Here is a 21309-nt window from a genome sequence, read left to right as displayed (position 1 = left end):
ACAATAATGAGTCAACATACTTCTGATCCGGCAACCCTGCGCCTGCCGTTTAAAGAGAAACTCGCCTACGGGATGGGCGATCTCGGCTCTAACATCCTGCTGGATATCGGCACGCTGTATCTGCTGAAGTTTTACACCGACGTGCTGGGGCTGCCGGGCACCTACGGCGGGATCATCTTCCTGATTGCGAAGTTCTTTACCGCCTTCACCGATATGGGCACCGGGATCATGCTCGACTCCCGGCGCAAGATTGGCCCGAAAGGGAAATTCCGCCCGTTCGTGCTATACGCCGCCTTCCCGGTGACGCTGCTGGCGATTGCCAACTTCGTGGGCACGCCGTTTGAGGTGACCGGTAAAACGGTGATGGCAACCGTGCTGTTTATGCTGTACGGCCTGTTCTTCAGCATGATGAACTGTTCTTACGGCGCGATGGTGCCCGCCATTACCAAAAACCCGGACGAGCGCGCCTCGCTGGCCGCATGGCGTCAGGGCGGTGCCACGCTCGGCCTGCTGCTCTGTACCGTGGGCTTTGTCCCGGTGATGAACCTGATTGAAGGCAACGATCAGCTGGGCTATATCTTTGCCGCCACCCTCTTCTCGCTGTTCGGGCTGTTCTTTATGTGGTGGTGCTATAAGGGCGTGACCGAGCGTTACGTCGAGATGCAGCCTGCCAATCCGGCGCAAAAGCCGGGGCTGTTACAGTCTTTTCGCGCCATCGCCGGGAACCGTCCGCTGTTTATCCTGTGCATTGCAAACCTGTGCACGCTGGGTGCCTTTAACGTCAAGCTCGCCATCCAGGTCTACTACACGCAGTACGTGCTGAACGACCCGATTCTGCTGTCGTATATGGGCTTCTTCAGCATGGGCTGTATTTTTATCGGCGTCTTTATGATGCCCGGCGCGGTGCGGCGCTTCGGTAAGAAAAAGGTCTACATCAGCGGGCTGATGATTTGGGTGGCCGGCGATCTGCTCAACTACTTCTTCGGCGGCGGCTCGGTGAGCTTTGTGGCGTTCTCCTGCCTCGCGTTCTTCGGTTCCGCGTTTGTGAACAGCCTGAACTGGGCGCTGGTCTCCGACACCGTGGAGTACGGCGAGTGGCGCACCGGCGTGCGCTCCGAGGGAACGGTCTATACCGGCTTTACCTTCTTCCGCAAGGTATCTCAGGCGCTGGCGGGCTTCTTCCCGGGGATCATGCTCACGCAGATCGGCTATGTGCCCAACGTAGTGCAATCCGCCGGTACGGTTGAAGGGCTGCGGCAGCTGATATTTATCTATCCAAGCCTGCTGGCGGTCATCACCATCGTGGCGATGGGCTGCTTCTACAACCTCAACGAGAAGATGTATGTGCGCATCGTCGAAGAGATCGAACTGCGCAAGCGTACGGCATAAATGACGTGATAGAGCGCCCTGCGGGGCGCTCTGAGGATCGACCATGAGAGATAATACTGATCCGTTAACCCTGAAATTGAGCCTGCGTGAGAAGTGCGCCTACGGGATGGGCGATTTTGGCTCGAACCTGATGCTGTGTATTGGCACGCTGTATTTGCTGAAGTTTTACACCGATGAACTGGGCATGCCCGCGTTCTATGGCGGCATTATTTTCCTGGTGGCGAAATTCTTCACCGCGTTTACCGACATGCTGACCGGCGTGCTGCTGGACTCCCGGCGGAATATCGGTAAGAAGGGAAAATTCCGGCCGTTCATTCTCTACGCCTCCGTCCCGGTGGCGCTGGTCGCGACGGCGCAGTTTATGGCCAACGACTTTAGCCTGACGGTGAAAACGGCGCTCGCCACGGTGCTCTTTATGCTGTTTGGCCTGTGCTACAGCCTGATGAATTGCTCCTACGGCGCGATGGTTCCGGCCATAACCAAAAACCCGAACGAGCGTGCGCAGCTGGCCGCCTGGCGTCAGGGCGGCGCGACGGTGGGGCTGTTGCTCTGCACCGTGGGCTTTATGCCCATTCAGGCACTGTTCGTCCACCAGCCCTCACTCGGTTATCTGGTGGCCGCGCTGGTGTTTGTGACGGGTGGCCTGTTTTGCATGTGGTGGTGCTACAGCGGTGTGAAAGAACGCTACGTGGAGCTCACGCCCGACCACCATAAGCCCGGCATTCTGAAATCGTTCTGCGCGATTTTCCGCAACCCGCCGCTGCTGGTGCTGTGCATCGCCAACCTGTGTACCCTCGCCGCGTTTAACATCAAGCTGGCGATTCAGGTCTATTACACCCAGTACGTGCTGAACGATCTTCATCTGCTGTCGTGGATGGGTTTTTTCAGCATGGGCTGCATTCTGATTGGCGTGTTTCTGGTGCCCGGCGCGGTGAAGCGCTTTGGCAAGAAGCCGGTGTATCTGGGTGGGCTGGCACTGTGGGCAGTGGGTGACGTGCTGAACTTCTTCTGGGGGACCAGCTCCCTGCTGTTCGTGCTGTTTTCCTGTATGGCCTTCTTCGGCACGGCGTTTGTGAACAGTCTGAACTGGGCGCTGGTGCCGGATACCGTCGATTATGGCGAATGGAAAACCGGCATCCGCGCCGAGGGGTCGGTGTACACCGGGTATACCTTCTCGCGCAAAATATCCGCCGCCCTCGCCGGCTTCCTGCCCGGCATCATGCTGACCCAGATTGGCTACGTTCCCCATGCCGTTCAAAGCGCGGGCACGCTGCTGGGATTGCGTCAGCTTATTTTCCTCTGGCCATGCGGTCTGGCAATCGTCGCCGCTGTGACCATGGGGCTGTTTTATAAACTCAACGAAGCGCGCTTCGCCTTTATTATCGAGGAGATTGGAAAACGGAAAAAACAATCAGCGAATACCCCTGAGATAACCACCAACAATAAAGCGTCAGCAGTCACTTTATAACAATAAATCCGGCCAATATGTCCTTCCTGTTAATCAGGAGGGAGGCCTTTCTGTACCTGATACATGGACAAATTATGAAAAGAATCATCACTGTACTGATCGTGTCGTCTGTGTCCTGCCCGGTATTTGCCGGGGCCTATGTCGAAACCCGCGAAGCTTACAATACGGCCTCTGAACTGCACGAGGTGATCCTGCGTGCGGGATATAACTTTGATATGGGCGCGGGCCTGATGTTCACTAATGCCTATAACGTGGGGAAATGGGATGAACTGAAGCACAGCTATAACGAAATAGAGGGATGGTATCCGCTCTTTAAACCCACCGACAAACTCACCTTCCAGCCCGGCGGATTGATTAATGACAGCAGCGCCGGTTCGGGTGGTGCCGTCTATCTGGACACCAACTATAAATTCATCGACTGGTTTAACCTGACCTTCCGCTATCGCTATAACCATAACAATTACGATACGCCGGACTATAACGGTCAGATGGATAAGAACGACACGCACGAGTTTGCCAACTACTGGAATTTCAAAGTAACGGATGCGTTTTTCTACACGTTTGAACCGCACTTTTTCCAGCGGGTGAATGATTATCACAGCAAAAATGGCAAAGACCATCACTGGGAAATCACCAATAAATTCAGCTATAAGATCGACAGAAACTGGCTGCCGTACCTCGAACTTCAGTGGCTGGACAGATGGAATGATTACAACCGCGAGCAGTACCGGATTCGGCTGGGGTTACGGTACTCGTTCTAATAAAAAAGCCGCTGAGAAATCAGCGGCTTTTTAGTTGCCGGGAGGCGCGCACGCTTACCCGGCCTACAGATTGACTGTATTACTCTTCTTTCGCACCGCGCATTGCACGTTTACGATCGTTCTCAGTCAGGTGACGTTTACGGATACGAATTGACTGTGGAGTCACTTCGACCAGTTCGTCATCATCGATGAATTCCAGAGCCTGCTCCAGAGTCATCTTGATCGGTGGAACCAGAACCGTTGCTTCGTCAGTACCGGACGCACGCATGTTGGTCAGTTTCTTACCGGTCAGGCAGTTTACGGTCAGGTCGTTAGAACGACTGTGAATACCGATGATCTGGCCTTCGTAAACTTCTGCACCGTGACCCAGGAACAGCTTACCGCGATCCTGCAGACCGAACAGCGCGAACGCAACCGCTTTACCCTGACCGTTGGAGATCAGCACGCCGTTGTTACGCTGGCCCACTTCGCCCGGACGCACGTCGTCGTAGTGGCTGAAGGTGGAGTACAGCAGACCGGTACCGGAGGTCATGGTCATGAACTCAGAACGGAAGCCGATCAGGCCACGGCTTGGAATCACGTAGTCGAGACGTACGCGGCCTTTGCCATCTGGATTCATGTTTTTCAGGTCGCCTTTACGTTCGCCCAGTGCCTGCATGACAGAACCCTGGTGCTGCTCTTCAACGTCCAGCGTTACGTTCTCAAACGGCTCTTGTTTACGGCCGTCGATTTCGCGGAAGATAACTTTCGGACGGGAAACCGCCATCTCGAAACCTTCACGACGCATGTTTTCAATCAGAACAGATAGGTGCAGCTCACCACGACCAGAAACGCGGAATGCATCAGCGTCTTCAGTTTCTTCAACGCGCAGCGCAACGTTGTGCACCAGCTCTTTGTTCAGGCGGTCAAGGATCTGACGAGAGGTAACGAATTTACCTTCTTTACCACAGAACGGAGAGGTGTTGACGTTGAAGAACATGGATACGGTTGGTTCATCAACGGACAGAGCAGGCAGCGCTTCGACGTTCTGCGGATCGCAGATGGTGTCGGAGATGTTCAGCTCGCCCAGACCGGTGATCGCGATGATGTCGCCCGCTTCCGCGATGTCGCTCTCGATACGCTCAAGACCCAGGTGAGTCAGGACTTTACCGACTTTACCGTTACGGGTTTTGCCTTCGCTATCAATGATAGTGACCTGCTGGTTAGGCTTCACCTTACCGCGCTTGATACGACCAATGCCGATGACGCCAACATAGTTGTTGTAGTCGAGCTGGGAGATCTGCATCTGCAGGGTGCCGTCCAGGTCAACGTTTGGCGCAGGAACACGGTCAACAATCGCCTGATACAGCGGGGTCATGTCTTCAGCCATGTCTTCATGGTCCAGACCAGCGATACCGTTCAGCGCAGACGCGTAAACGATAGGGAAGTCCAGCTGCTCGTCGGTCGCGTCGAGGTTAACGAACAGGTCGAAGACCTGGTCAACAACCCAGTCAGGACGCGCGCCAGGACGGTCAACTTTGTTGATAACAACGATTGGCTTCAGACCATGGGCAAAAGCTTTTTTGGTCACGAAGCGCGTCTGTGGCATTGGGCCATCCATTGCGTCAACGACCAGCAGAACGGAGTCTACCATGGACATTACACGTTCAACTTCACCACCGAAGTCGGCGTGCCCTGGGGTATCAACGATGTTGATACGGTAGTCATTCCATTTAATCGCGGTGTTTTTCGCGAGGATGGTAATCCCACGCTCTTTCTCCAAATCGTTGGAGTCCATCACGCGTTCTTGGGTTTCGGCACGCGCATCAAACGTACCGGATTGCTGCAGCAGCTTGTCAACCAGGGTAGTTTTACCATGGTCTACGTGCGCGATGATGGCGATGTTACGCAAATTTTCGATCACAACTTTGCCTCAGGCATTTAGAAATAGCGCGTTATTGTACACGGATTAATCGCACTACAAAACAGGATCACAAACATCCCCCGCAAACAAGTATTGCAGAGATGCTTTGTGATCGCTTTCACGGAGCGGTAAAAGGGCACTTTAACGTAAATTGCACCAATATGGTGCTCAATGTTCACATTGAAGCACTATACTGGTGCAACAAATCCATTGTGGTGCAGCCCTTTTGCACTATGGTGCGCATGATAACGCCTTTTTGGGGTGTTTTAAAAGTTGGCACAGATTTCGCTTTATAAAAATACATGGCACACGGCCAGTACAAACAGAAATTGAAGACCTCGTTACCACGACGACAATGACCAATCTGGAGAGTTAAGTATGTCCGCTGAACACGTTTTGACGATGCTGAACGAACATGAAGTGAAGTTTGTTGATCTGCGCTTCACCGATACCAAAGGTAAAGAACAGCACGTCACAATCCCTGCTCATCAGGTGAACGCCGAATTCTTTGAAGAAGGCAAAATGTTTGACGGCTCCTCCATTGGTGGCTGGAAAGGCATTAACGAATCCGACATGGTTCTGATGCCAGATGCGACCACCGCGGTCATTGATCCGTTCTTCGAAGAACCAACCCTGATCATCCGTTGCGACATCCTCGAGCCAGGCACGCTGCAGGGCTACGACCGCGACCCACGTTCTATCGCTAAACGCGCTGAAGAGTACCTGCGTTCTACCGGCATCGCGGACACCGTGCTGTTCGGGCCAGAGCCAGAGTTCTTCCTGTTCGATGACATCCGTTTCGGTGCCTCTATTTCTGGCTCCCACGTAGCAATCGACGACATCGAAGGTGCATGGAACTCCTCCACCAAATACGAAGGTGGTAACAAAGGTCACCGTCCAGGCGTGAAAGGCGGTTACTTCCCGGTTCCACCGGTCGACTCTGCACAGGACATCCGTTCCACCATGTGTCTGGTGATGGAAGAAATGGGCCTGGTGGTTGAAGCTCACCACCACGAAGTCGCGACTGCGGGTCAGAACGAAGTGGCTACCCGCTTCAACACCATGACCAAAAAAGCGGACGAAATTCAGATCTACAAATACGTTGTGCATAACGTTGCGCACCGTTTCGGTAAAACCGCGACCTTCATGCCAAAACCGATGTTTGGCGATAACGGTTCCGGTATGCACTGCCACATGTCTCTGTCCAAGAACGGCACCAACCTGTTCTCTGGCGACAAATATGCTGGTCTGTCTGAGCAGGCGCTGTACTACATTGGCGGCGTTATCAAACACGCTAAAGCGATCAACGCCCTGGCGAACCCAACCACGAACTCCTACAAGCGTCTGGTCCCGGGCTACGAAGCACCAGTCATGCTGGCTTACTCTGCGCGTAACCGTTCTGCTTCTATCCGTATCCCGGTGGTGGCGTCTCCTAAAGCGCGTCGTATCGAAGTTCGCTTCCCGGACCCAGCGGCTAACCCATACCTGTGCTTCGCAGCACTGCTGATGGCCGGTCTGGACGGTATCAAGAACAAGATCCACCCAGGCGAAGCGATGGACAAAAACCTGTACGACCTGCCGCCAGAAGAAGCGAAAGAGATCCCACAGGTTGCTGGCTCTCTGGAAGAAGCCCTGCAGGCGCTGGACGCAGACCGTGAGTTCCTGACGGCGGGCGGCGTGTTCACTGACGACGCTATCGATGCTTACATCGCCCTGCGTACCGAAGAGAACGACCGCGTGCGCATGACGCCGCACCCGGTTGAGTTCGAACTGTACTACAGCGTTTAATTAAGTTGTTTTACCCGGCGTGACAAGCGCCGGGAGTAGTTGCCGTGGAAACTTTTAGCCCATCTCCGGATGGGCTTTTTTCTCCACCAACAACCTGATCTCACGCGCTTTTTACGCCGAAAAAGCTATACTGCACTAAAACAGTGCAACGACTCCAGGAGACTGCTGAATGGCAACTGGCAAGCTGCCCGATGCTGGGCAGATCCTCAATTCTTTAATTAACAGTATTTTGCTGGTCGACGACGAGCTGGCCGTTCATTACGCCAACCCGGCGGCGCAGCAGCTGCTGGCCCAAAGCGCGCGGAAACTGTTTGGTACCCCGCTTCCGGAACTCCTGAGCTATTTTTCGCTGAATATTGGCCTGATGCAGGAAAGTTTGCAGGCCGGCCAGGGGTTTACCGATAACGAAGTGACACTGGTGATCGACGGGCGCTCGCATATTCTGTCGCTGACTGCGCAACGACTTCCAGAAGGGATGATCCTGCTTGAAATGGCGCCGATGGATAATCAGCGTCGCCTGAGCCAGGAGCAGCTCCAGCATGCGCAGCAAATTGCCGCCCGTGACCTGGTGCGTGGTCTGGCGCATGAAATCAAAAACCCGCTGGGTGGGTTACGCGGTGCGGCGCAGCTTCTGACCAAGGCGTTACCCGATCCTGCGCTGGCGGAGTACACCAACGTCATCATTGAGCAGGCGGACCGTCTGCGTAATCTGGTTGACCGTCTTCTGGGGCCGCAACAGCCGGGAATGCATGTTACGGAAAGCATTCATAAGGTGGCTGAACGCGTCGTGAAACTCGTCTCGATGGAGCTGCCGGAGAACGTCACGCTGGTGCGTGATTACGACCCCAGCCTGCCGGAACTGGCGCATGACCCGGATCAAATTGAGCAGGTCCTGTTGAATATCGTGCGTAATGCCCTGCAGGCGCTGGGACCGGAAGGGGGCGAGATTATTTTACGTACCCGTACCGCCTTCCAGCTCACCTTACATGGCGTGCGCTATCGGCTGGCGGCGCGCATCGACGTCGAGGATAACGGGCCCGGTATTCCCTCCCATCTTCAGGACACTCTGTTTTATCCGATGGTCAGCGGTCGCGAAGGCGGGACCGGCCTGGGCTTATCTATCGCCCGCAGCTTGATCGATCAGCACTCCGGAAAAATTGAATTTACCAGTTGGCCGGGACATACCGAGTTTTCGGTTTTCCTGCCGATTAAAAAATAAAGGTGACGTTTATGCAACGAGGGATAGTCTGGGTAGTCGATGACGATAGCTCCATCCGTTGGGTGCTTGAACGCGCGCTCACAGGGGCAGGATTAAGCTGCACGACGTTTGAGAGCGGCAGCGACGTGCTCGATGCACTCACCACCAAAACGCCAGACGTTCTGCTTTCGGATATTCGCATGCCGGGCATGGACGGGCTGGCGCTTTTAAAGCAGATTAAACAACGCCACCCTATGCTTCCGGTCATCATAATGACGGCACACTCCGATTTGGATGCCGCTGTGAGTGCCTATCAGCAAGGGGCGTTCGATTATCTGCCCAAACCGTTTGATATCGATGAGGCGGTGGCACTGGTTGAGCGTGCGATTAGCCATTACCAGGAGCAGCAACAGCCGCGTCACGCGCCCGATTTTGGGCCTACCACCGACATCATCGGCGAAGCGCCAGCGATGCAGGATGTGTTTCGCATTATTGGCCGTCTGTCGCGTTCATCCATCAGCGTGCTGATTAACGGTGAGTCGGGAACCGGTAAAGAGCTTGTGGCGCATGCCTTGCATCGCCACAGCCCGCGAGCAAAAGCGCCGTTTATCGCCCTGAATATGGCCGCGATCCCAAAAGATTTGATTGAGTCCGAGCTGTTCGGCCACGAGAAGGGGGCCTTTACCGGCGCGAATACCATTCGCCAGGGGCGCTTCGAACAGGCTGATGGCGGGACGCTTTTCCTGGACGAGATCGGCGATATGCCGCTGGATGTTCAGACCCGCCTGTTGCGCGTGCTGGCCGACGGGCAGTTTTATCGCGTGGGCGGCTACGCGCCGGTGAAGGTGGACGTGCGCATTATCGCCGCGACGCACCAGAACCTGGAGCAACGCGTACAGGAAGGCAAATTCCGTGAGGATTTATTCCATCGCCTGAACGTGATTCGCGTTCATCTGCCGCCGCTGCGTGAGCGCCGGGAAGATATTCCCCGCCTGGCGCGCCATTTCCTGCAGGTGGCCGCCCGCGAGCTGGGTGTGGAAGCCAAGCAGCTTCACCCGGAAACCGATGCCGCCCTGACGCGTCTGGCGTGGCCTGGCAACGTGCGTCAGCTGGAGAATACCTGTCGCTGGTTAACCGTGATGGCTGCCGGGCAGGAAGTGTTAATTCAGGATTTACCGGCCGAACTGTTTGAAGCGACCGCGCCTGAGAGCAGTACCGGTCACGCGTTGCCGGACAGTTGGGCGACGCTGCTGGCACAATGGGCCGACCGCGCGCTGCGTTCCGGTCATCAAAACTTGTTGTCTGAAGCCCAGCCAGAGATGGAACGTACGTTGTTGACCACCGCGCTTCGTCATACGCAAGGCCATAAGCAGGAAGCCGCCCGCCTGTTGGGATGGGGGCGTAATACCCTGACGCGCAAGCTTAAAGAGCTGGGAATGGAGTAATCTTACCCGAAGTGTAAAGGTTATTAATTGAGCGCAAATTGCCGTTATTTTGCGCTTTACTGTTCTGATGAGTTTTGTATGATCGTGCCCGGAAATTGAGGGTGTCGATCATGCTGGAAACTTTGGTAAATATGCTCTCTAGCGGAGCCGTTGAAAGCCACACGCCACAAACCGCCGTTGCGGCTGTTTTGTGTGCGGCGCTGGTGGGGCTGTTTAGCTAGCGAGCTGTCAATGAAAAGCCGGGTGGCGGCTTCGCCTTACCCGGCCTACAAAAGCGCAAATGTAGGCCGGGTAAGCGAAGCGACACCCGGCATTGCTGCTTAAATTACCCGCGAGAACTGCTGCATGCGCGCCTTCTGGCGCAGATACGCGTCAAAGCACATACAGATGTTACGAATCAACAGACGCCCCTTCGGCGTGACCTCAACGGCACTCTCCGACACCTCCACCAGCCCATCTTTCGCCAGCGGTGCCAGAAGCTTCAGATCTTCCGCGAAGTAATCCCTGAAGTGCAGATCCCACTGCGCCTCAACATCGCTGAATTCGAGACGGAAGTTGCAGATAAGCGCCTTGATCACATCGCGACGGATACAGTCATCACGGGTTAACGCAATGCCGCGCCACAGGGCGTTGCCGGTTTCATCCACCTGCTGATAATACAGCTTCAGCTCTTTCTGGTTCTGCGCGTAGCAGTCGCCCATCATGCTTATCGCGGAGACGCCCAGACCGAGCAGATCGGTATCGCCCTGCGTGGTGTATCCCTGGAAGTTGCGGTGCAGCACCCCTTCTCGCTGGGCGATCGCCAGTTCGTCATCCGGACGAGCAAAGTGATCCATACCGATAAACTGATAGCCGGTCTCGGTCAGCGAAGTAATGGTTTCCTGCAGGATATCCAGTTTCTGCTGAGCAGAAGGGAGATCCGCATCTTTGATTTTACGCTGGGCGGCAAACAACGTCGGCAGGTGCGCATAGTTAAAGACGCTCAGGCGGTCCGGGTTAAGCTCGGCCACACGCTTCAGCGTGAAGGCGAAGCTCTCTGGCGTCTGTTTTGGCAGGCCGTAAATCAGGTCAATATTGGTCGACGTAAAGCCGATTTCACGCGCATGATTGAGCAAGGCAAAGATAAACTCTTCGTCCTGCTCGCGGTTCACCAGACGCTGGACCTCTTTGTTGAAATCCTGCACGCCCATGCTCAGACGGTTGAAGCCTTCCGCGCGTAAGTGATCCAGGACATCCAGCTCAATTTCACGCGGATCAACCTCGATCGAGATTTCAGCATCGTCGTTAAAATTAAAGTGGCTGCGTAAAAGCGTCATCAAACGCGTGATTTGCGCTTTATTCAGGTAGGTTGGCGTGCCGCCGCCCCAGTGAAGCTGGCTGACGTGACGCCCTTTAAACAGCGGTGCGCGGTGAAGAATTTCCTGTTCGAGCGCATCGAGATACTGATCGGCTTTATGCTGCTGACGGGTAACGATTTTATTGCAGCCGCAGAAGTAGCAGAGCTTGTGGCAGAACGGAATATGGACGTAGAGCGACAGCGGGCGCTCAGGATAGCGCGCAACAGCCTGCTGAAAATCCGCCTCGCCGAAGGCATCGGAGAACTCCAGCGCAGTGGGGTATGACGTATAACGCGGCCCGGAATAGTTATATTTCTGGATTAGGGCCAAATCCCAGTCGATAGTTGGTGCTGACATGCTCACTCCTTCCGTTGGTGTCGCGTTCGTATACGGCGGCCCGTTCTGGCCCCGTTGCGGGCCATCATTCGGGTGCGCAGCCACTTCTGTCGCCGCGACAACCGCCGTAGTTTAACGAATAACCACACCAGATAACATATAACCGGAAGGGTTATAAGCAGGACTATCGTACCTGCCGGGTGCAAATGTTAGTTTCCACCCTTCAGAAGACGCATCATATCTTCCTGCTTTTCATCTTCTTCTTCGTCGTCTTCGTCGTCATAAGACAGACCCAGCTTCTGCATCAGCTCATCAATGCGGTCCAGTTTGGCATCCACCCATGATTGCTCTTCAGCGGTCAGGGTTTCACCCTCTTCAAGACGTTCCAGCAGCGCGTCCAGGCGCTCATCGTTCTCCAGCAAATCCAGCTCAGCCTGCGGTGAAAGCATAGGTTTCTCGCTCTTTGGTTTGTGCTGCTTAGTGACCGGGGTGTCTGTCACGCCCAGTGGAATGGGAGTTTTACTGCCGATACGAGGATCTTTCTGCTGTTTGCCTTTTGCAGAAGCGCCCGCTGCACCACCGCCGTTCGCACGGCTTCCCGCAGCATGGCCACGATGTTTTTTATCGCGTTTGCGATCGCGCGCTTCCTGGTTCAGTTCTTCGCGCGTTTTGCGGCGTGCTTTCGCAGGGCGTTTAGCACCCGCTGCGGAGGTTGGTTTTTTCATGATGTTTTGTCTTTAAGTCGTTTTCTTCAGTATAGAATTGCGGCGAAATCTAGCAGAAAGCAAGCAAAGAAAAAAGGCGACAGAGCAATCTGTCGCCTTTTTTCCTGACTCACAACCCTTAGCGGGTCAGACATTCCATGTTTACCAACAACAAACCCTGTTTATCCCTTGGCTGATACCGTCCGTGTACGGTTCCCTTTCCTTTTAAAACGCCTCCAGGCGCCGGTCGTCCTGACTGTCCTGCGTCTTCGCCTCCTGGCGCTCCTGACCCTAATCCTTAAGTCGAATTCCTGTTGGCTTCCTCGCCCTGACGCATACTTTACCTTGTTCGCTTAAACTAACAAGCAACGAAACGGTGCAAAAAGAGATTTTCAGACAATTACCCGGAAATAAGCTTATGATTTAAAACAGTTTGACTTTTTTGACACCTGCGAATTCTCTTAAATCTCCCATAGCATGATGAGCCGATCTCTCACACAAGTGCGGGCTTTCCCCTGCAAGCTCTGTGTAATGAGAAAAGCCTTTTGTTGGCATTCGGGTATAATCCCCCCCAGATTACGATTTTGGAGACGACCACGTGACTACCTGGAACTACCAACAGACGCATTTTGTCACCAGTGCGCCCGATATTCGCCACCTGCCATCTGATACCGGTATTGAAGTGGCTTTTGCTGGCCGCTCCAATGCGGGGAAATCCAGCGCCCTGAATACGCTGACCAATCAGAAGAACCTGGCGCGCACCTCAAAAACGCCTGGCCGTACCCAGCTGATCAACCTATTTGAAGTGGCTGAAGGCAAACGCCTGGTCGACTTGCCGGGATATGGTTATGCGCAGGTGCCTGAAGAGATGAAGATCAAATGGCAACGTGCGCTGGGCGAATACCTGGAAAAACGCATGTGCCTGAAAGGTCTGGTGGTGCTGATGGACATTCGCCATCCGCTGAAAGATCTCGATCAGCAGATGATCGACTGGGCCGTCGCAAGCGATATTGCCGTGCTGGTGCTGCTGACAAAAGCCGATAAGCTGGCAAGCGGTGCGCGTAAAGCGCAGGTGAATATGGTTCGCGAAGCGGTACTGGCCTTCAATGGCGATGTTCAGGTGGAGCCTTTCTCTTCGCTGAAAAAACAGGGTGTAGACAAGCTGCGCCAGAAACTTGATAGCTGGTTTAACGAGCTGGAACCCGCGACAGAAGCGGAAGAAGAGTAATACTGAGCGCGGCAATGCCCGCGCTTTTTTTTACCTGAACTTTTCTTTGCCACAATAAAAAACGCCCCAGTCATTACTGACTGGGGCGGCTAAAATATTCAGCCAAATCCGATTACGTGAAGTAAAAGGTCTGAAAGATAGAACATCTTACCTCTGTACCCTACGTCGATAACTCTACCCCTTTTTTTGCTGCAGAAAAAGCACTTTTTGTAGTTTTTTTTCATTCTTTACATAGGGAATTCTAATGATTGTCACAAAACGCACGTGGTTATGTTGCTAACTTACATAAAAAGCGCGTTATTCACAGAACCGTTAGTGAGCCTGATCCCAGTTTTCACCACTCCCCACTTCCACCAGCAACGGCACGTCAAGCGTCATGCTGCTTTCCATCAGTTCGTGGATCTTTTTCGACACGGTGTCGAGATCGTCTTTATGCACTTCAAACACCAGTTCATCGTGTACCTGCATGATCATTTTCACGCGCGGCTTCTCTTTCTCCAGCCAGGCATCCACGGCAATCATTGCACGCTTGATGATGTCTGCTGCAGTTCCCTGCATCGGGGCGTTGATCGCGGCACGTTCTGCGCCAGCGCGGCGCGCCGCGTTGCTGGATTTGATGTCCGGAAGATAAAGACGGCGGCCATCCAGGGTTTCAACGTAACCTTTCTCTTTCGCCTGAGCGCGAGTGCGTTCCATGTACTCCAGCACGCCCGGGTAACGTTCGAAGTAGAGATCCATATACTTCTGCGACTCTTTACGCGGGATGTTGAGCTGGCGTGAAAGGCCGAAAGCGCTCATACCGTAGATCAGACCGAAGTTGATCGCTTTTGCGCTGCGGCGCTGCTCGTTTGTCACGCTATCCAGCGGCAAACCGAACACTTCCGCTGCGGTCGCCCGGTGAATATCTTTCCCTTCCGCAAATGCCGTCAGCAGGCCTTTGTCACGGGACAGGTGCGCCATAATGCGCAACTCAATTTGCGAGTAGTCAGCCGAGACAATCAGGTAGTCATCAGGTGCAATAAAGGCCTGGCGAATGCGACGCCCCTCTTCATTACGCACCGGGATGTTCTGCAGGTTTGGATCGGTTGACGAGAGTCGACCGGTTGCCGCAACCGCCTGATGATATGACGTATGCACCCGGCCCGTTTTCGGGTTGATCATCAGCGGGAGCTTGTCGGTATAAGTAGACTTCAGCTTCGCGAGACCACGGTACTGCAGGATCACTTTTGGCAGCGGGTAATCCAGTGCCAGTTCTTCCAGCACCTCTTCAGAGGTGGATGGCGCACCGCCAGGGGTTTTCTTCAGCGGCTTGATGCCCTGTTTTTCAAACAGGATGGTTTGCAACTGTTTCGGTGAAGAGAGGTTAAACGGTTCGCCTGCAAGCTCATGGGCTTTCTGCTCAAGCTCGGTCAGACGCTGTGCCAACTCTCCGGAGTGGTTATGCAGCACCGTAGGGTCGATTTTTACGCCGTTGCGTTCAATACGCGACAACACGGGAACCAGCGGCATTTCGATATGCTGGAACACGTTGAGCGGACCTTCATGCTTCTGGAGTTTCGGCCACATTTTCAGATGCAGCTGCAGCGTGACGTCGGCATCTTCCGCCGCATAGCGCCCAGCTTCTTCGAGCGCTATCTGGTTAAAGGTGAGCTGATTTTTTCCTTTACCGGCAATCTCTTCAAAGGTGATGGTTTTGTGCTTGAGCCAGCGGTCAGATAAGGAATCCATATCATGACGACCCGCGACGCTGTCCAGAATGTAGGATTCGAGCATGGTGTCGAAGGCAATCCCGCGCAGTTCAATGCCGTAGTTTTGCAGAATACCGCGGTCATACTTGAGGTTTTGCCCGACCTTCAGCGCCTTTTCGTCTTCCAGAATCGGCTTCAGCAGCTCAAGCACGCGTTCGCGAGAGATCTGCTCTGGTGCATCCAGATAGTCGTGCGCCACAGGCACATAGGCTGCCATACCCGGCTCTGTTGCAAAGGACAGACCCACCATGTTGGCAGAGATATTATCGAGGCTGTCAGTTTCGGTATCAAAGGCAAACACCGGTGCCTTTTTCAGTTTCTCGATCCAGGCGATCAGCTGCGACTCTTCAAGAATGGTTTCGTAGTTATCGAAGGAGAGGACTGTGGCTTCTTCTTCTGCCTGCTCTTCGGCATCAACGACAATCGTCTCTTTTGGCTTTGCAGCAGGTTTGGCCCCTTTCGCCTGCAGCCATTTACCCGCTTCCACGTCAGTGGTCCAGCGCTTGAATTCGTATTTCTTAAACAGGCTCAGCAATTCGTCAGCAGAAGGCTGTTGCACTTCCAGCTGCTCACAGCCCAGTTCCAGTTCGACATCGGTTTTGATTGTTGCCAGCTTATAAGAGAGATAAGCCACCTCTTTGTTCTCTTCCAGTTTGCCGGCCATGGTTTTTGCGCCACGGAAGGAGAGGCCTGCAATTTTGTCTGATTCGGCGTAAAGCGTATCCAACCCACCCAGCCCCTGAAGCAACGCCTGCGCGGTTTTTTCACCGACGCCGGGCACACCAGGAATGTTATCCGAGGAGTCGCCCATCAAGGCAAGGAAGTCGATAATCAGTTCCGGCGGCACGCCATACTTAGTGACCACCTCTTCTGGCCCCAGAATGGTATTGGTCATAGTGTTAATTAGGGTGATGCCTGGCGTCACCAACTGTGCCATATCTTTATCACCGGTGCTGATCAGTACCGGACGACCCATTTTTTCTGCTTCTCGCGCCAGCGTACCGATGACGTCGTCGGCTTCCACGCCAGAGACAGCCAGCAGCGGCAGGCCCATCGCTTTCACCATGGTGTGCAGCGGCTCAATTTGCGCACGTAGATCGTCAGGCATAGGCGGACGGTGGGATTTGTAATGCTCGAACAACTCATCGCGGAAGGTTTTGCCTTTCGCATCAAAAACGACTGCCGCATGGGTTGGCTGATACTGAAGGATCAGGCTGCGCAGCATATTCAGCACGCCGTACATTGCGCCGGTAGGTTCCCCTGCGCTATTGGTCAGAGGAGGAAACGCATGGTATGCCCGATACAGGTAAGATGAGCCATCGACGAGAATAAGTGGGTTTTCTGGGATCTGAACCATAATGTCCGTGCCTTTAATCAATTTATGCGTAAAGGATGCCACATAAGGATGAAAACATCAGTTATTCAGTCCCGATACAGAAAAAGATTTTGCGATCGTGAGGATCGCTCGCAAAAATCAAACTGTGGATAAGTTTGTGAATATTTTCACTTCAAATGAAAAACAGACAGCCATTGCAGATCAAGACTGATAATAAATCATTAGATATCATATTGTTAATTAAGCGCATCACATAAAAACAGCTTACTGATGGCAATTTAGTCTATGTGGATATAAGTCCTGATTAGTGCGCAATATTAGAGAAATCTTCTGCGTCAGGGTAAAAGCGGTCAAATGACGGCGTGAAAGCGCCAATACTTTGTCGTTTTTCTGGTAAAATCAGCGCCCAGCGCCGACGTGTCGGCCGCGCTCTTACCGCTAACCACCTGAAAAAACTCATCATGTCGAGATTGCTCGCTGCAATAACCTTACTGTTAAGCATCATTTTAACTATTCTGGTGACGATCGCCTGTTCCGTGCCGATCATCATCGCCGGGATCATTAAACTGCTGCTGCCTGTGCCCTCGGTGTGGCGAGCCGTGTCAGCGTTTTGTAACTTCATGATGTACTGTTGGTGTGAAGGGCTGGCGATCCTGTTGTGTCTGAACCCGCATCTGAAGTGGGATGTCGAAGGACTGGAGAACCTCAATAAAAAGAACTGGTATCTGCTGATTTGTAATCATCACAGCTGGGCCGACATCGTGGTGTTATGCGTGCTTTTCCGCAAACACATCCCGATGAATAAATACTTCCTCAAGCAACAACTTGCCTGGGTACCTTTTATTGGTCTGGCCTGCTGGGCGCTCGATATGCCGTTTATGAAACGCTATTCGCGCAGCTATTTGCTTCGTCATCCGGAGCGTCGTGGTAAGGATGTAGAGACCACCCGCCGTTCCTGCGAAAAGTTTCGCGCGCATCCAACAACCATTGTGAACTTTGTGGAAGGCTCCCGGTTTACGGAAGAGAAACGTCAGCAAACACGCTCCCTGTATCAAAACCTGCTGCCGCCAAAGGCGGCGGGCATTGCGATGGCGCTTAATGTACTGGGTGCTCAGTTCGATAAGTTACTCAACGTCACGCTCTGCTACCCGAAGAACGATAACACCCCGTTCTTCGATATGCTCAGCGGCAAGCTGACACACATTGTTGTGCGGGTGAATTTAGTTCCCGTCGATGCCGAACTGCATGGCGACTACGTTAACGATAAAAATTTCAAACGTCGTTTCCAGCAGTGGCTTAATACACTCTGGAAAGAAAAAGACGAGCAGATAGACAGCATTAAATCTTCATACAAAAACGCCGGTCAGTGACCGGCGTTTTCATCCTTAAGAACTTACTTTTTCTCAACCAGGTATTTCACGGTGTCAGCATACTGCTGAACGAAAATATCCATGCTGCTGGTGTCCATGCCCTGCATGTTCAGCTGATATTTACCGTTAACGAACATCGCCGGAACGCCCTGAAGCTGCAGGTCAGACGCCGCTTTTTCCTGCTGAGCAACCAGAGATTTCACCACAAAGCTATTCCACGCGGCGTCATACTCTTCCCCTTTCACACCAGCATCAACGAACACTTTACGGATATCCGCTGTGGTCTGAACGGTCTGGGTTTTCTGCACGGCTTCAAACATTGGGGCGGTGATCTTATCTTCCACGCCCAGTGCCATCGCAACCGCCCACGCCTGAGTCAGGTCTTTACCCAATGGGCCCAGGAACTCAACGTGGTACTTGGTCATTTTGGTGCCTTCCGGCAGTTTTTTCTTCACGTTGTCAGAAACATGCAGCACTTCTTCGAACTGGTAGCAGTGCGGGCAGTAGAACGAGAAGAACTCGAGAACCTGTGGCTCGCCAGCAACCGGCTTCTCCAGCGTAGTGTACTGTTTGCCGTCGGTAAATTGTGCAGCAGAAGCGCTAAATGCCAGAATCATACCTGCCAGCGCCAGCCAAATTTTTTTCATGATTAACTCTCTCCTGGGTGTGTCCTATTAATACATCGGCGTTAATTGCAGCGGGGGTTCCTGAAGAACCTTAACCTGCTCAGTGAATGTAGATATCTGGCTGCGCCAGTAATCTTCCCCGGTAAGCCACGGGAAATTACGGGGAAATGCGGGATCGTCCCAACGCCTGATTAACCACGCGAGATAATATACAAAACGCATCGCACGTAAAGGTTCAATCAGGGCAATTTCGTCTGAATTAAACGGGCTAAATTCTTCATAGGCTTCAATAATGATTTCAAGCTGCATGCGTTGCTCGGCTTTGTCGCCATTCATCAGCATCCACAGGTCCTGAACCGCGGGCCCCATGCGCGCATCATCAAGATCGACAAACAGCGGGCCATCGCGCCAGAGTATATTTCCGGCGTGACAATCGCCGTGCAGGCGCAGGACGGAAATATCATCGCGCCAGCAGGTTTTTACCGCAGCAATAAGTTTATCGGTGGCGCTGAGGAAATCAGCCTTTAGCCCAGTGGGGATCAGTGCAGAGGTTTCGAATACCTGGCGCGGCTCGATAAGATATTCCTGAATACCGATCGTCGGTCGGGCTGTGAATGCCGTTTTTCTTCCCGTCTGGTGAATGCGACCCAGATAGCGGGCAACCCACTCCATTTGATCGATATTATCCGCTTCAAACTGGCGGCCACCCAGGCTTGGGAATACAGCGTAATAAAAGCCTTCATGCGTCAGCAGCGTTTGGTTGTTGAATTTTATCGGTGCGGCAACCGGGACATCGTCATCCAGCAGATCGTGAGCAAACTGATGCTCTTCCTGAATTTGTTCTGCGGTCCAACGTTCAGGCCGATAGAACTTCACGACAAAGCGCTGACGATCCTCATCCTGAAATTGATAGACACGGTTTTCGTAGCTATTTAAAGGCGTTAACCCCGAATCCACACGAATGCCCTGTTCAAACAGGGCATCCATAATGGTATCCGGGTGTAATGTCTGGAAAGTAAAAGCCTGGTCGTTCATCCGATCATCCGGAAATTATACGAATGATTCAGGATATCATCTTGTGGCGATTTCGGTGGCTCCGCTTACAAGCTTTTACTCTTTAATTACGCCACGGGCGCGCAGCAGCGCCGTTTTAAAATCTTCCTCATAATCCTTCTGAATACCAGGAATAACAGCATCTTTGGCAGAATCGCGCATTTTGAGGTGGTAGATCAGGATGTCGTCAGAAAGGTCTGCCAGTTCGCCGTCAAAACCTGACTCTTTTGCCAGTTTCTGCAAGAATTGCATCAGATTAAGCTCTGGCTCTTTTTGCCAGGCTGGCTGGAGGAGTTCAATAACTTCATTCAGACGTTTACATTTCATGGTGGTGCTCCTTTCATTTAGAGTGACACGTTAGCAGGGTCAATCCCACAATAAAAGAGGCGATAATCGTGAATCTTAGCCAGGAAATCATTGGGGTCGTTCTGGCAGGTGGCAGAGCAACGCGGATGGGAGGGAAAGATAAGGGGCTCCAGCTCCTGAATGGCAAACCCTTATGGCAATGTGTCGCTGATACGCTCGCCGGCCAGGTGACAACCCTGGCCATCAGTGCTAACAGGCATATCGACACGTATCAGCACAGCGGGTATGCCGTGTATCAGGATAATATTGAGGATTACCCGGGGCCGCTGGCCGGTATGCTCTCAGTGATGCAGCAGTCGAACGGTGAGTGGTTTCTGTTCTGTCCCTGCGATACCCCGTTTATTCCATCCTGTCTCGTTGAGCGTCTGGTTCAGCTTCGTGGCACAGCATCCGTGGTTTGGGTACATGACGGCGAGCGCGACCATCCTGCTATTGCCTTAATGCACCGCTCGCTAGTGTCTTCTCTGGAGGCGTATCTGGCGGCGGGAGAACGCAGAGTGATGGTGTTTATGCGCCAGTCTGGCGGCCATCCTGTTGATTTTAGCGATTTCAAATCGGCTTTTGTGAACGTGAATACGAGTGAAGATTTGCAGAGGATGCAGGAGAAGAGATGATCCCCGTTTTAGCTATTTCCGCATGGAGCGGCACAGGGAAAACCACGCTGCTGAAGAAACTGATACCCGCACTGTGTGCGAAAGGTATTCGCCCCGGATTGATTAAGCATACGCACCATAACATGGATGTCGATAAACCGGGAAAAGACAGCTATGAGCTGCGTAAAGCGGGTGCCGCGCAGACAATCGTGGCAAGCAATCAGCGCTGGGCATTAATGACAGAAACGCCAGATGAGGCACTGCTGGATTTGGCTTATCTGGTCAGCCGGATGGATCATTCCAGCCTGGATCTGGTGCTGGTCGAGGGGTTTAAGCATGAGGCTGTACCTAAGATCCTGCTGTTCCGAAGCGATGCCGGGCACGATGTTAGCGAGTTAACGCTTGATGAGCATGTGATTGCGGTGGCCGGTGATGTTGTATTGCCGCTTGAGGTTCCGCAGTTGGATTTAAATGATGTGGATGGGATAGCGGAGTTTATTGTGACGTGGAGTGCGGTTTGATGCCCTCTTCCTGCGGGAGAGGAAAACCAAAAGCAAAAAACCCCGCACCTTACGGTACGGGGTTCTTCTATTTGATGCCTGGCAGTTCCCTACTCTCACATGGGGAGACCCCACACTACCATCGGCGCTACGGCGTTTC

18 protein-coding genes are annotated in these 21309 nt (G+C 53.2%); 11 read left to right on the top strand and 7 right to left on the bottom strand.

Features of this window, described 5'->3' with window-relative positions:
- Positions 1-6: 6 nt before the first annotated feature.
- From ACOTXR_RS19160 to ompL, 3 genes are all read left to right on the top strand, one after another.
- Entirely contained in the window at positions 7-1389 is a 1383-nt protein-coding gene (locus ACOTXR_RS19160; RefSeq protein ID WP_014885756.1) for an MFS transporter, read from the top strand.
- Between the two features lie 43 nt (positions 1390-1432).
- Positions 1433-2857 (top strand): MFS transporter, encoded by a 1425-nt coding sequence (locus tag ACOTXR_RS19155; protein WP_023331636.1) that lies wholly within the window; start codon positions 1433-1435, stop codon positions 2855-2857.
- A 74-nt stretch (positions 2858-2931) separates the two neighbouring features.
- Positions 2932-3618 (top strand): porin OmpL, encoded by a 687-nt coding sequence (ompL, locus tag ACOTXR_RS19150; protein WP_014885758.1) that lies wholly within the window; start codon positions 2932-2934, stop codon positions 3616-3618.
- Between the two features lie 79 nt (positions 3619-3697).
- Here the strand turns inward: ompL and typA are convergent, their stop codons facing one another.
- Positions 3698-5521 (bottom strand): ribosome-dependent GTPase TypA, encoded by a 1824-nt coding sequence (gene typA / locus ACOTXR_RS19145; RefSeq protein ID WP_047624623.1) that lies wholly within the window; start codon positions 5519-5521, stop codon positions 3698-3700.
- Between the two features lie 378 nt (positions 5522-5899).
- On the opposite strand from typA, the gene glnA reads away from it, so the two are divergent.
- The 4 genes from glnA to ACOTXR_RS19125 all read left to right on the top strand — a co-directional run bounded on the left by glnA (position 5900) and on the right by ACOTXR_RS19125 (position 10173).
- The gene (gene glnA / locus ACOTXR_RS19140; protein ID WP_008501856.1) at positions 5900-7309 is read left to right on the top strand and encodes a glutamate--ammonia ligase; all 1410 of its coding nucleotides are present in this window, start codon (positions 5900-5902) and stop codon (positions 7307-7309) included.
- A gap of 169 nt (positions 7310-7478) precedes the next feature.
- A complete protein-coding gene (gene glnL, locus ACOTXR_RS19135; RefSeq protein WP_047624618.1) occupies positions 7479-8528 on the top strand; it encodes a nitrogen regulation protein NR(II) in 1050 nt (349 codons plus the stop codon).
- Between the two features lie 11 nt (positions 8529-8539).
- Positions 8540-9952: a nitrogen regulation protein NR(I) gene (gene glnG / locus ACOTXR_RS19130; protein WP_014885761.1), complete on the top strand. Its 1413-nt coding sequence runs from the start codon at positions 8540-8542 to the stop codon at positions 9950-9952.
- Between the two features lie 110 nt (positions 9953-10062).
- Positions 10063-10173 carry a YshB family small membrane protein gene (locus ACOTXR_RS19125; protein WP_023331639.1) on the top strand — a complete coding sequence of 37 codons (111 nt, stop codon included), beginning with the start codon at positions 10063-10065 and terminating at the stop codon, positions 10171-10173.
- Between the two features lie 99 nt (positions 10174-10272).
- Here the strand turns inward: ACOTXR_RS19125 and hemN are convergent, their stop codons facing one another.
- Both hemN and yihI read right to left on the bottom strand, forming a co-directional pair.
- On the bottom strand, positions 10273-11646 hold the full coding sequence (gene hemN, locus ACOTXR_RS19120) for an oxygen-independent coproporphyrinogen III oxidase (protein WP_047624616.1): 1374 nt from the start codon (positions 11644-11646) through the stop codon (positions 10273-10275).
- Between the two features lie 188 nt (positions 11647-11834).
- Positions 11835-12350, bottom strand: coding sequence for a Der GTPase-activating protein YihI (gene yihI, locus ACOTXR_RS19115; protein WP_014885763.1), 516 nt, complete (start codon positions 12348-12350; stop codon positions 11835-11837).
- A 577-nt stretch (positions 12351-12927) separates the two neighbouring features.
- Between yihI and yihA the strand changes: the two genes are divergently transcribed.
- Entirely contained in the window at positions 12928-13557 is a 630-nt protein-coding gene (yihA, locus tag ACOTXR_RS19110; RefSeq protein WP_014885764.1) for a ribosome biogenesis GTP-binding protein YihA/YsxC, read from the top strand.
- A 312-nt stretch (positions 13558-13869) separates the two neighbouring features.
- Here yihA and polA read toward each other — a convergent pair whose 3' ends face one another.
- On the bottom strand, positions 13870-16662 hold the full coding sequence (gene polA / locus ACOTXR_RS19105) for a DNA polymerase I (RefSeq protein WP_047624719.1): 2793 nt from the start codon (positions 16660-16662) through the stop codon (positions 13870-13872).
- Positions 16663-17102: 440 nt separating this feature from the next.
- On the opposite strand from polA, the gene ACOTXR_RS19100 reads away from it, so the two are divergent.
- Positions 17103-18011, top strand: coding sequence for an acyltransferase (locus ACOTXR_RS19100; protein ID WP_058690334.1), 909 nt, complete (start codon positions 17103-17105; stop codon positions 18009-18011).
- A 23-nt stretch (positions 18012-18034) separates the two neighbouring features.
- Here ACOTXR_RS19100 and dsbA read toward each other — a convergent pair whose 3' ends face one another.
- The 3 genes from dsbA to ACOTXR_RS19085 all read right to left on the bottom strand — a co-directional run bounded on the left by dsbA (position 18035) and on the right by ACOTXR_RS19085 (position 20017).
- Positions 18035-18658: a thiol:disulfide interchange protein DsbA gene (gene dsbA / locus ACOTXR_RS19095; RefSeq protein WP_014885768.1), complete on the bottom strand. Its 624-nt coding sequence runs from the start codon at positions 18656-18658 to the stop codon at positions 18035-18037.
- Positions 18659-18685: 27 nt separating this feature from the next.
- The gene (locus ACOTXR_RS19090; RefSeq protein WP_058690333.1) at positions 18686-19672 is read right to left on the bottom strand and encodes a serine/threonine protein kinase; all 987 of its coding nucleotides are present in this window, start codon (positions 19670-19672) and stop codon (positions 18686-18688) included.
- A 75-nt stretch (positions 19673-19747) separates the two neighbouring features.
- Positions 19748-20017: a YihD family protein gene (locus ACOTXR_RS19085; protein WP_003861904.1), complete on the bottom strand. Its 270-nt coding sequence runs from the start codon at positions 20015-20017 to the stop codon at positions 19748-19750.
- A gap of 68 nt (positions 20018-20085) precedes the next feature.
- On the opposite strand from ACOTXR_RS19085, the gene mobA reads away from it, so the two are divergent.
- On the top strand, positions 20086-20670 hold the full coding sequence (gene mobA / locus ACOTXR_RS19080; protein WP_014885770.1) for a molybdenum cofactor guanylyltransferase MobA: 585 nt from the start codon (positions 20086-20088) through the stop codon (positions 20668-20670).
- Positions 20667-21170, top strand: coding sequence for a molybdopterin-guanine dinucleotide biosynthesis protein MobB (mobB, locus tag ACOTXR_RS19075; protein WP_047624714.1), 504 nt, complete (start codon positions 20667-20669; stop codon positions 21168-21170). Before mobA ends, mobB begins: the two co-directional genes overlap by 4 nt.
- Positions 21171-21309 lie beyond the last annotated feature (139 nt).

This window comes from Enterobacter cloacae complex sp. IR53030, assembly GCF_049238365.1.
Taxonomy (GTDB): domain Bacteria; phylum Pseudomonadota; class Gammaproteobacteria; order Enterobacterales; family Enterobacteriaceae; genus Enterobacter; species Enterobacter kobei.
This window is presented reverse-complemented; position numbering and strand designations above follow the sequence as displayed.

Excerpts from the sequence above, each read along its gene's own strand:
- yihI (WP_014885763.1), bottom strand. The coding sequence starts at position 12,350 with ATGAAAAAACCAACCTCCGCAGCGGGTGCTAAACGCCCTGCGAAAGCA.
- ACOTXR_RS19160 (WP_014885756.1), top strand. The coding sequence starts at position 7 with ATGAGTCAACATACTTCTGATCCGGCAACCCTGCGCCTGCCGTTTAAA.
- ACOTXR_RS19090 (WP_058690333.1), bottom strand. The coding sequence starts at position 19,672 with ATGAACGACCAGGCTTTTACTTTCCAGACATTACACCCGGATACCATT.
- ACOTXR_RS19155 (WP_023331636.1), top strand. The coding sequence starts at position 1,433 with ATGAGAGATAATACTGATCCGTTAACCCTGAAATTGAGCCTGCGTGAG.
- glnG (WP_014885761.1), top strand. The coding sequence starts at position 8,540 with ATGCAACGAGGGATAGTCTGGGTAGTCGATGACGATAGCTCCATCCGT.
- mobB (WP_047624714.1), top strand. The coding sequence starts at position 20,667 with ATGATCCCCGTTTTAGCTATTTCCGCATGGAGCGGCACAGGGAAAACC.
- ACOTXR_RS19125 (WP_023331639.1), top strand. The coding sequence starts at position 10,063 with ATGCTGGAAACTTTGGTAAATATGCTCTCTAGCGGAGCCGTTGAAAGC.
- glnA (WP_008501856.1), top strand. The coding sequence starts at position 5,900 with ATGTCCGCTGAACACGTTTTGACGATGCTGAACGAACATGAAGTGAAG.
- glnL (WP_047624618.1), top strand. The coding sequence starts at position 7,479 with ATGGCAACTGGCAAGCTGCCCGATGCTGGGCAGATCCTCAATTCTTTA.
- ompL (WP_014885758.1), top strand. The coding sequence starts at position 2,932 with ATGAAAAGAATCATCACTGTACTGATCGTGTCGTCTGTGTCCTGCCCG.
- ACOTXR_RS19085 (WP_003861904.1), bottom strand. The coding sequence starts at position 20,017 with ATGAAATGTAAACGTCTGAATGAAGTTATTGAACTCCTCCAGCCAGCC.
- hemN (WP_047624616.1), bottom strand. The coding sequence starts at position 11,646 with ATGTCAGCACCAACTATCGACTGGGATTTGGCCCTAATCCAGAAATAT.
- polA (WP_047624719.1), bottom strand. The coding sequence starts at position 16,662 with ATGGTTCAGATCCCAGAAAACCCACTTATTCTCGTCGATGGCTCATCT.
- dsbA (WP_014885768.1), bottom strand. The coding sequence starts at position 18,658 with ATGAAAAAAATTTGGCTGGCGCTGGCAGGTATGATTCTGGCATTTAGC.
- ACOTXR_RS19100 (WP_058690334.1), top strand. The coding sequence starts at position 17,103 with ATGTCGAGATTGCTCGCTGCAATAACCTTACTGTTAAGCATCATTTTA.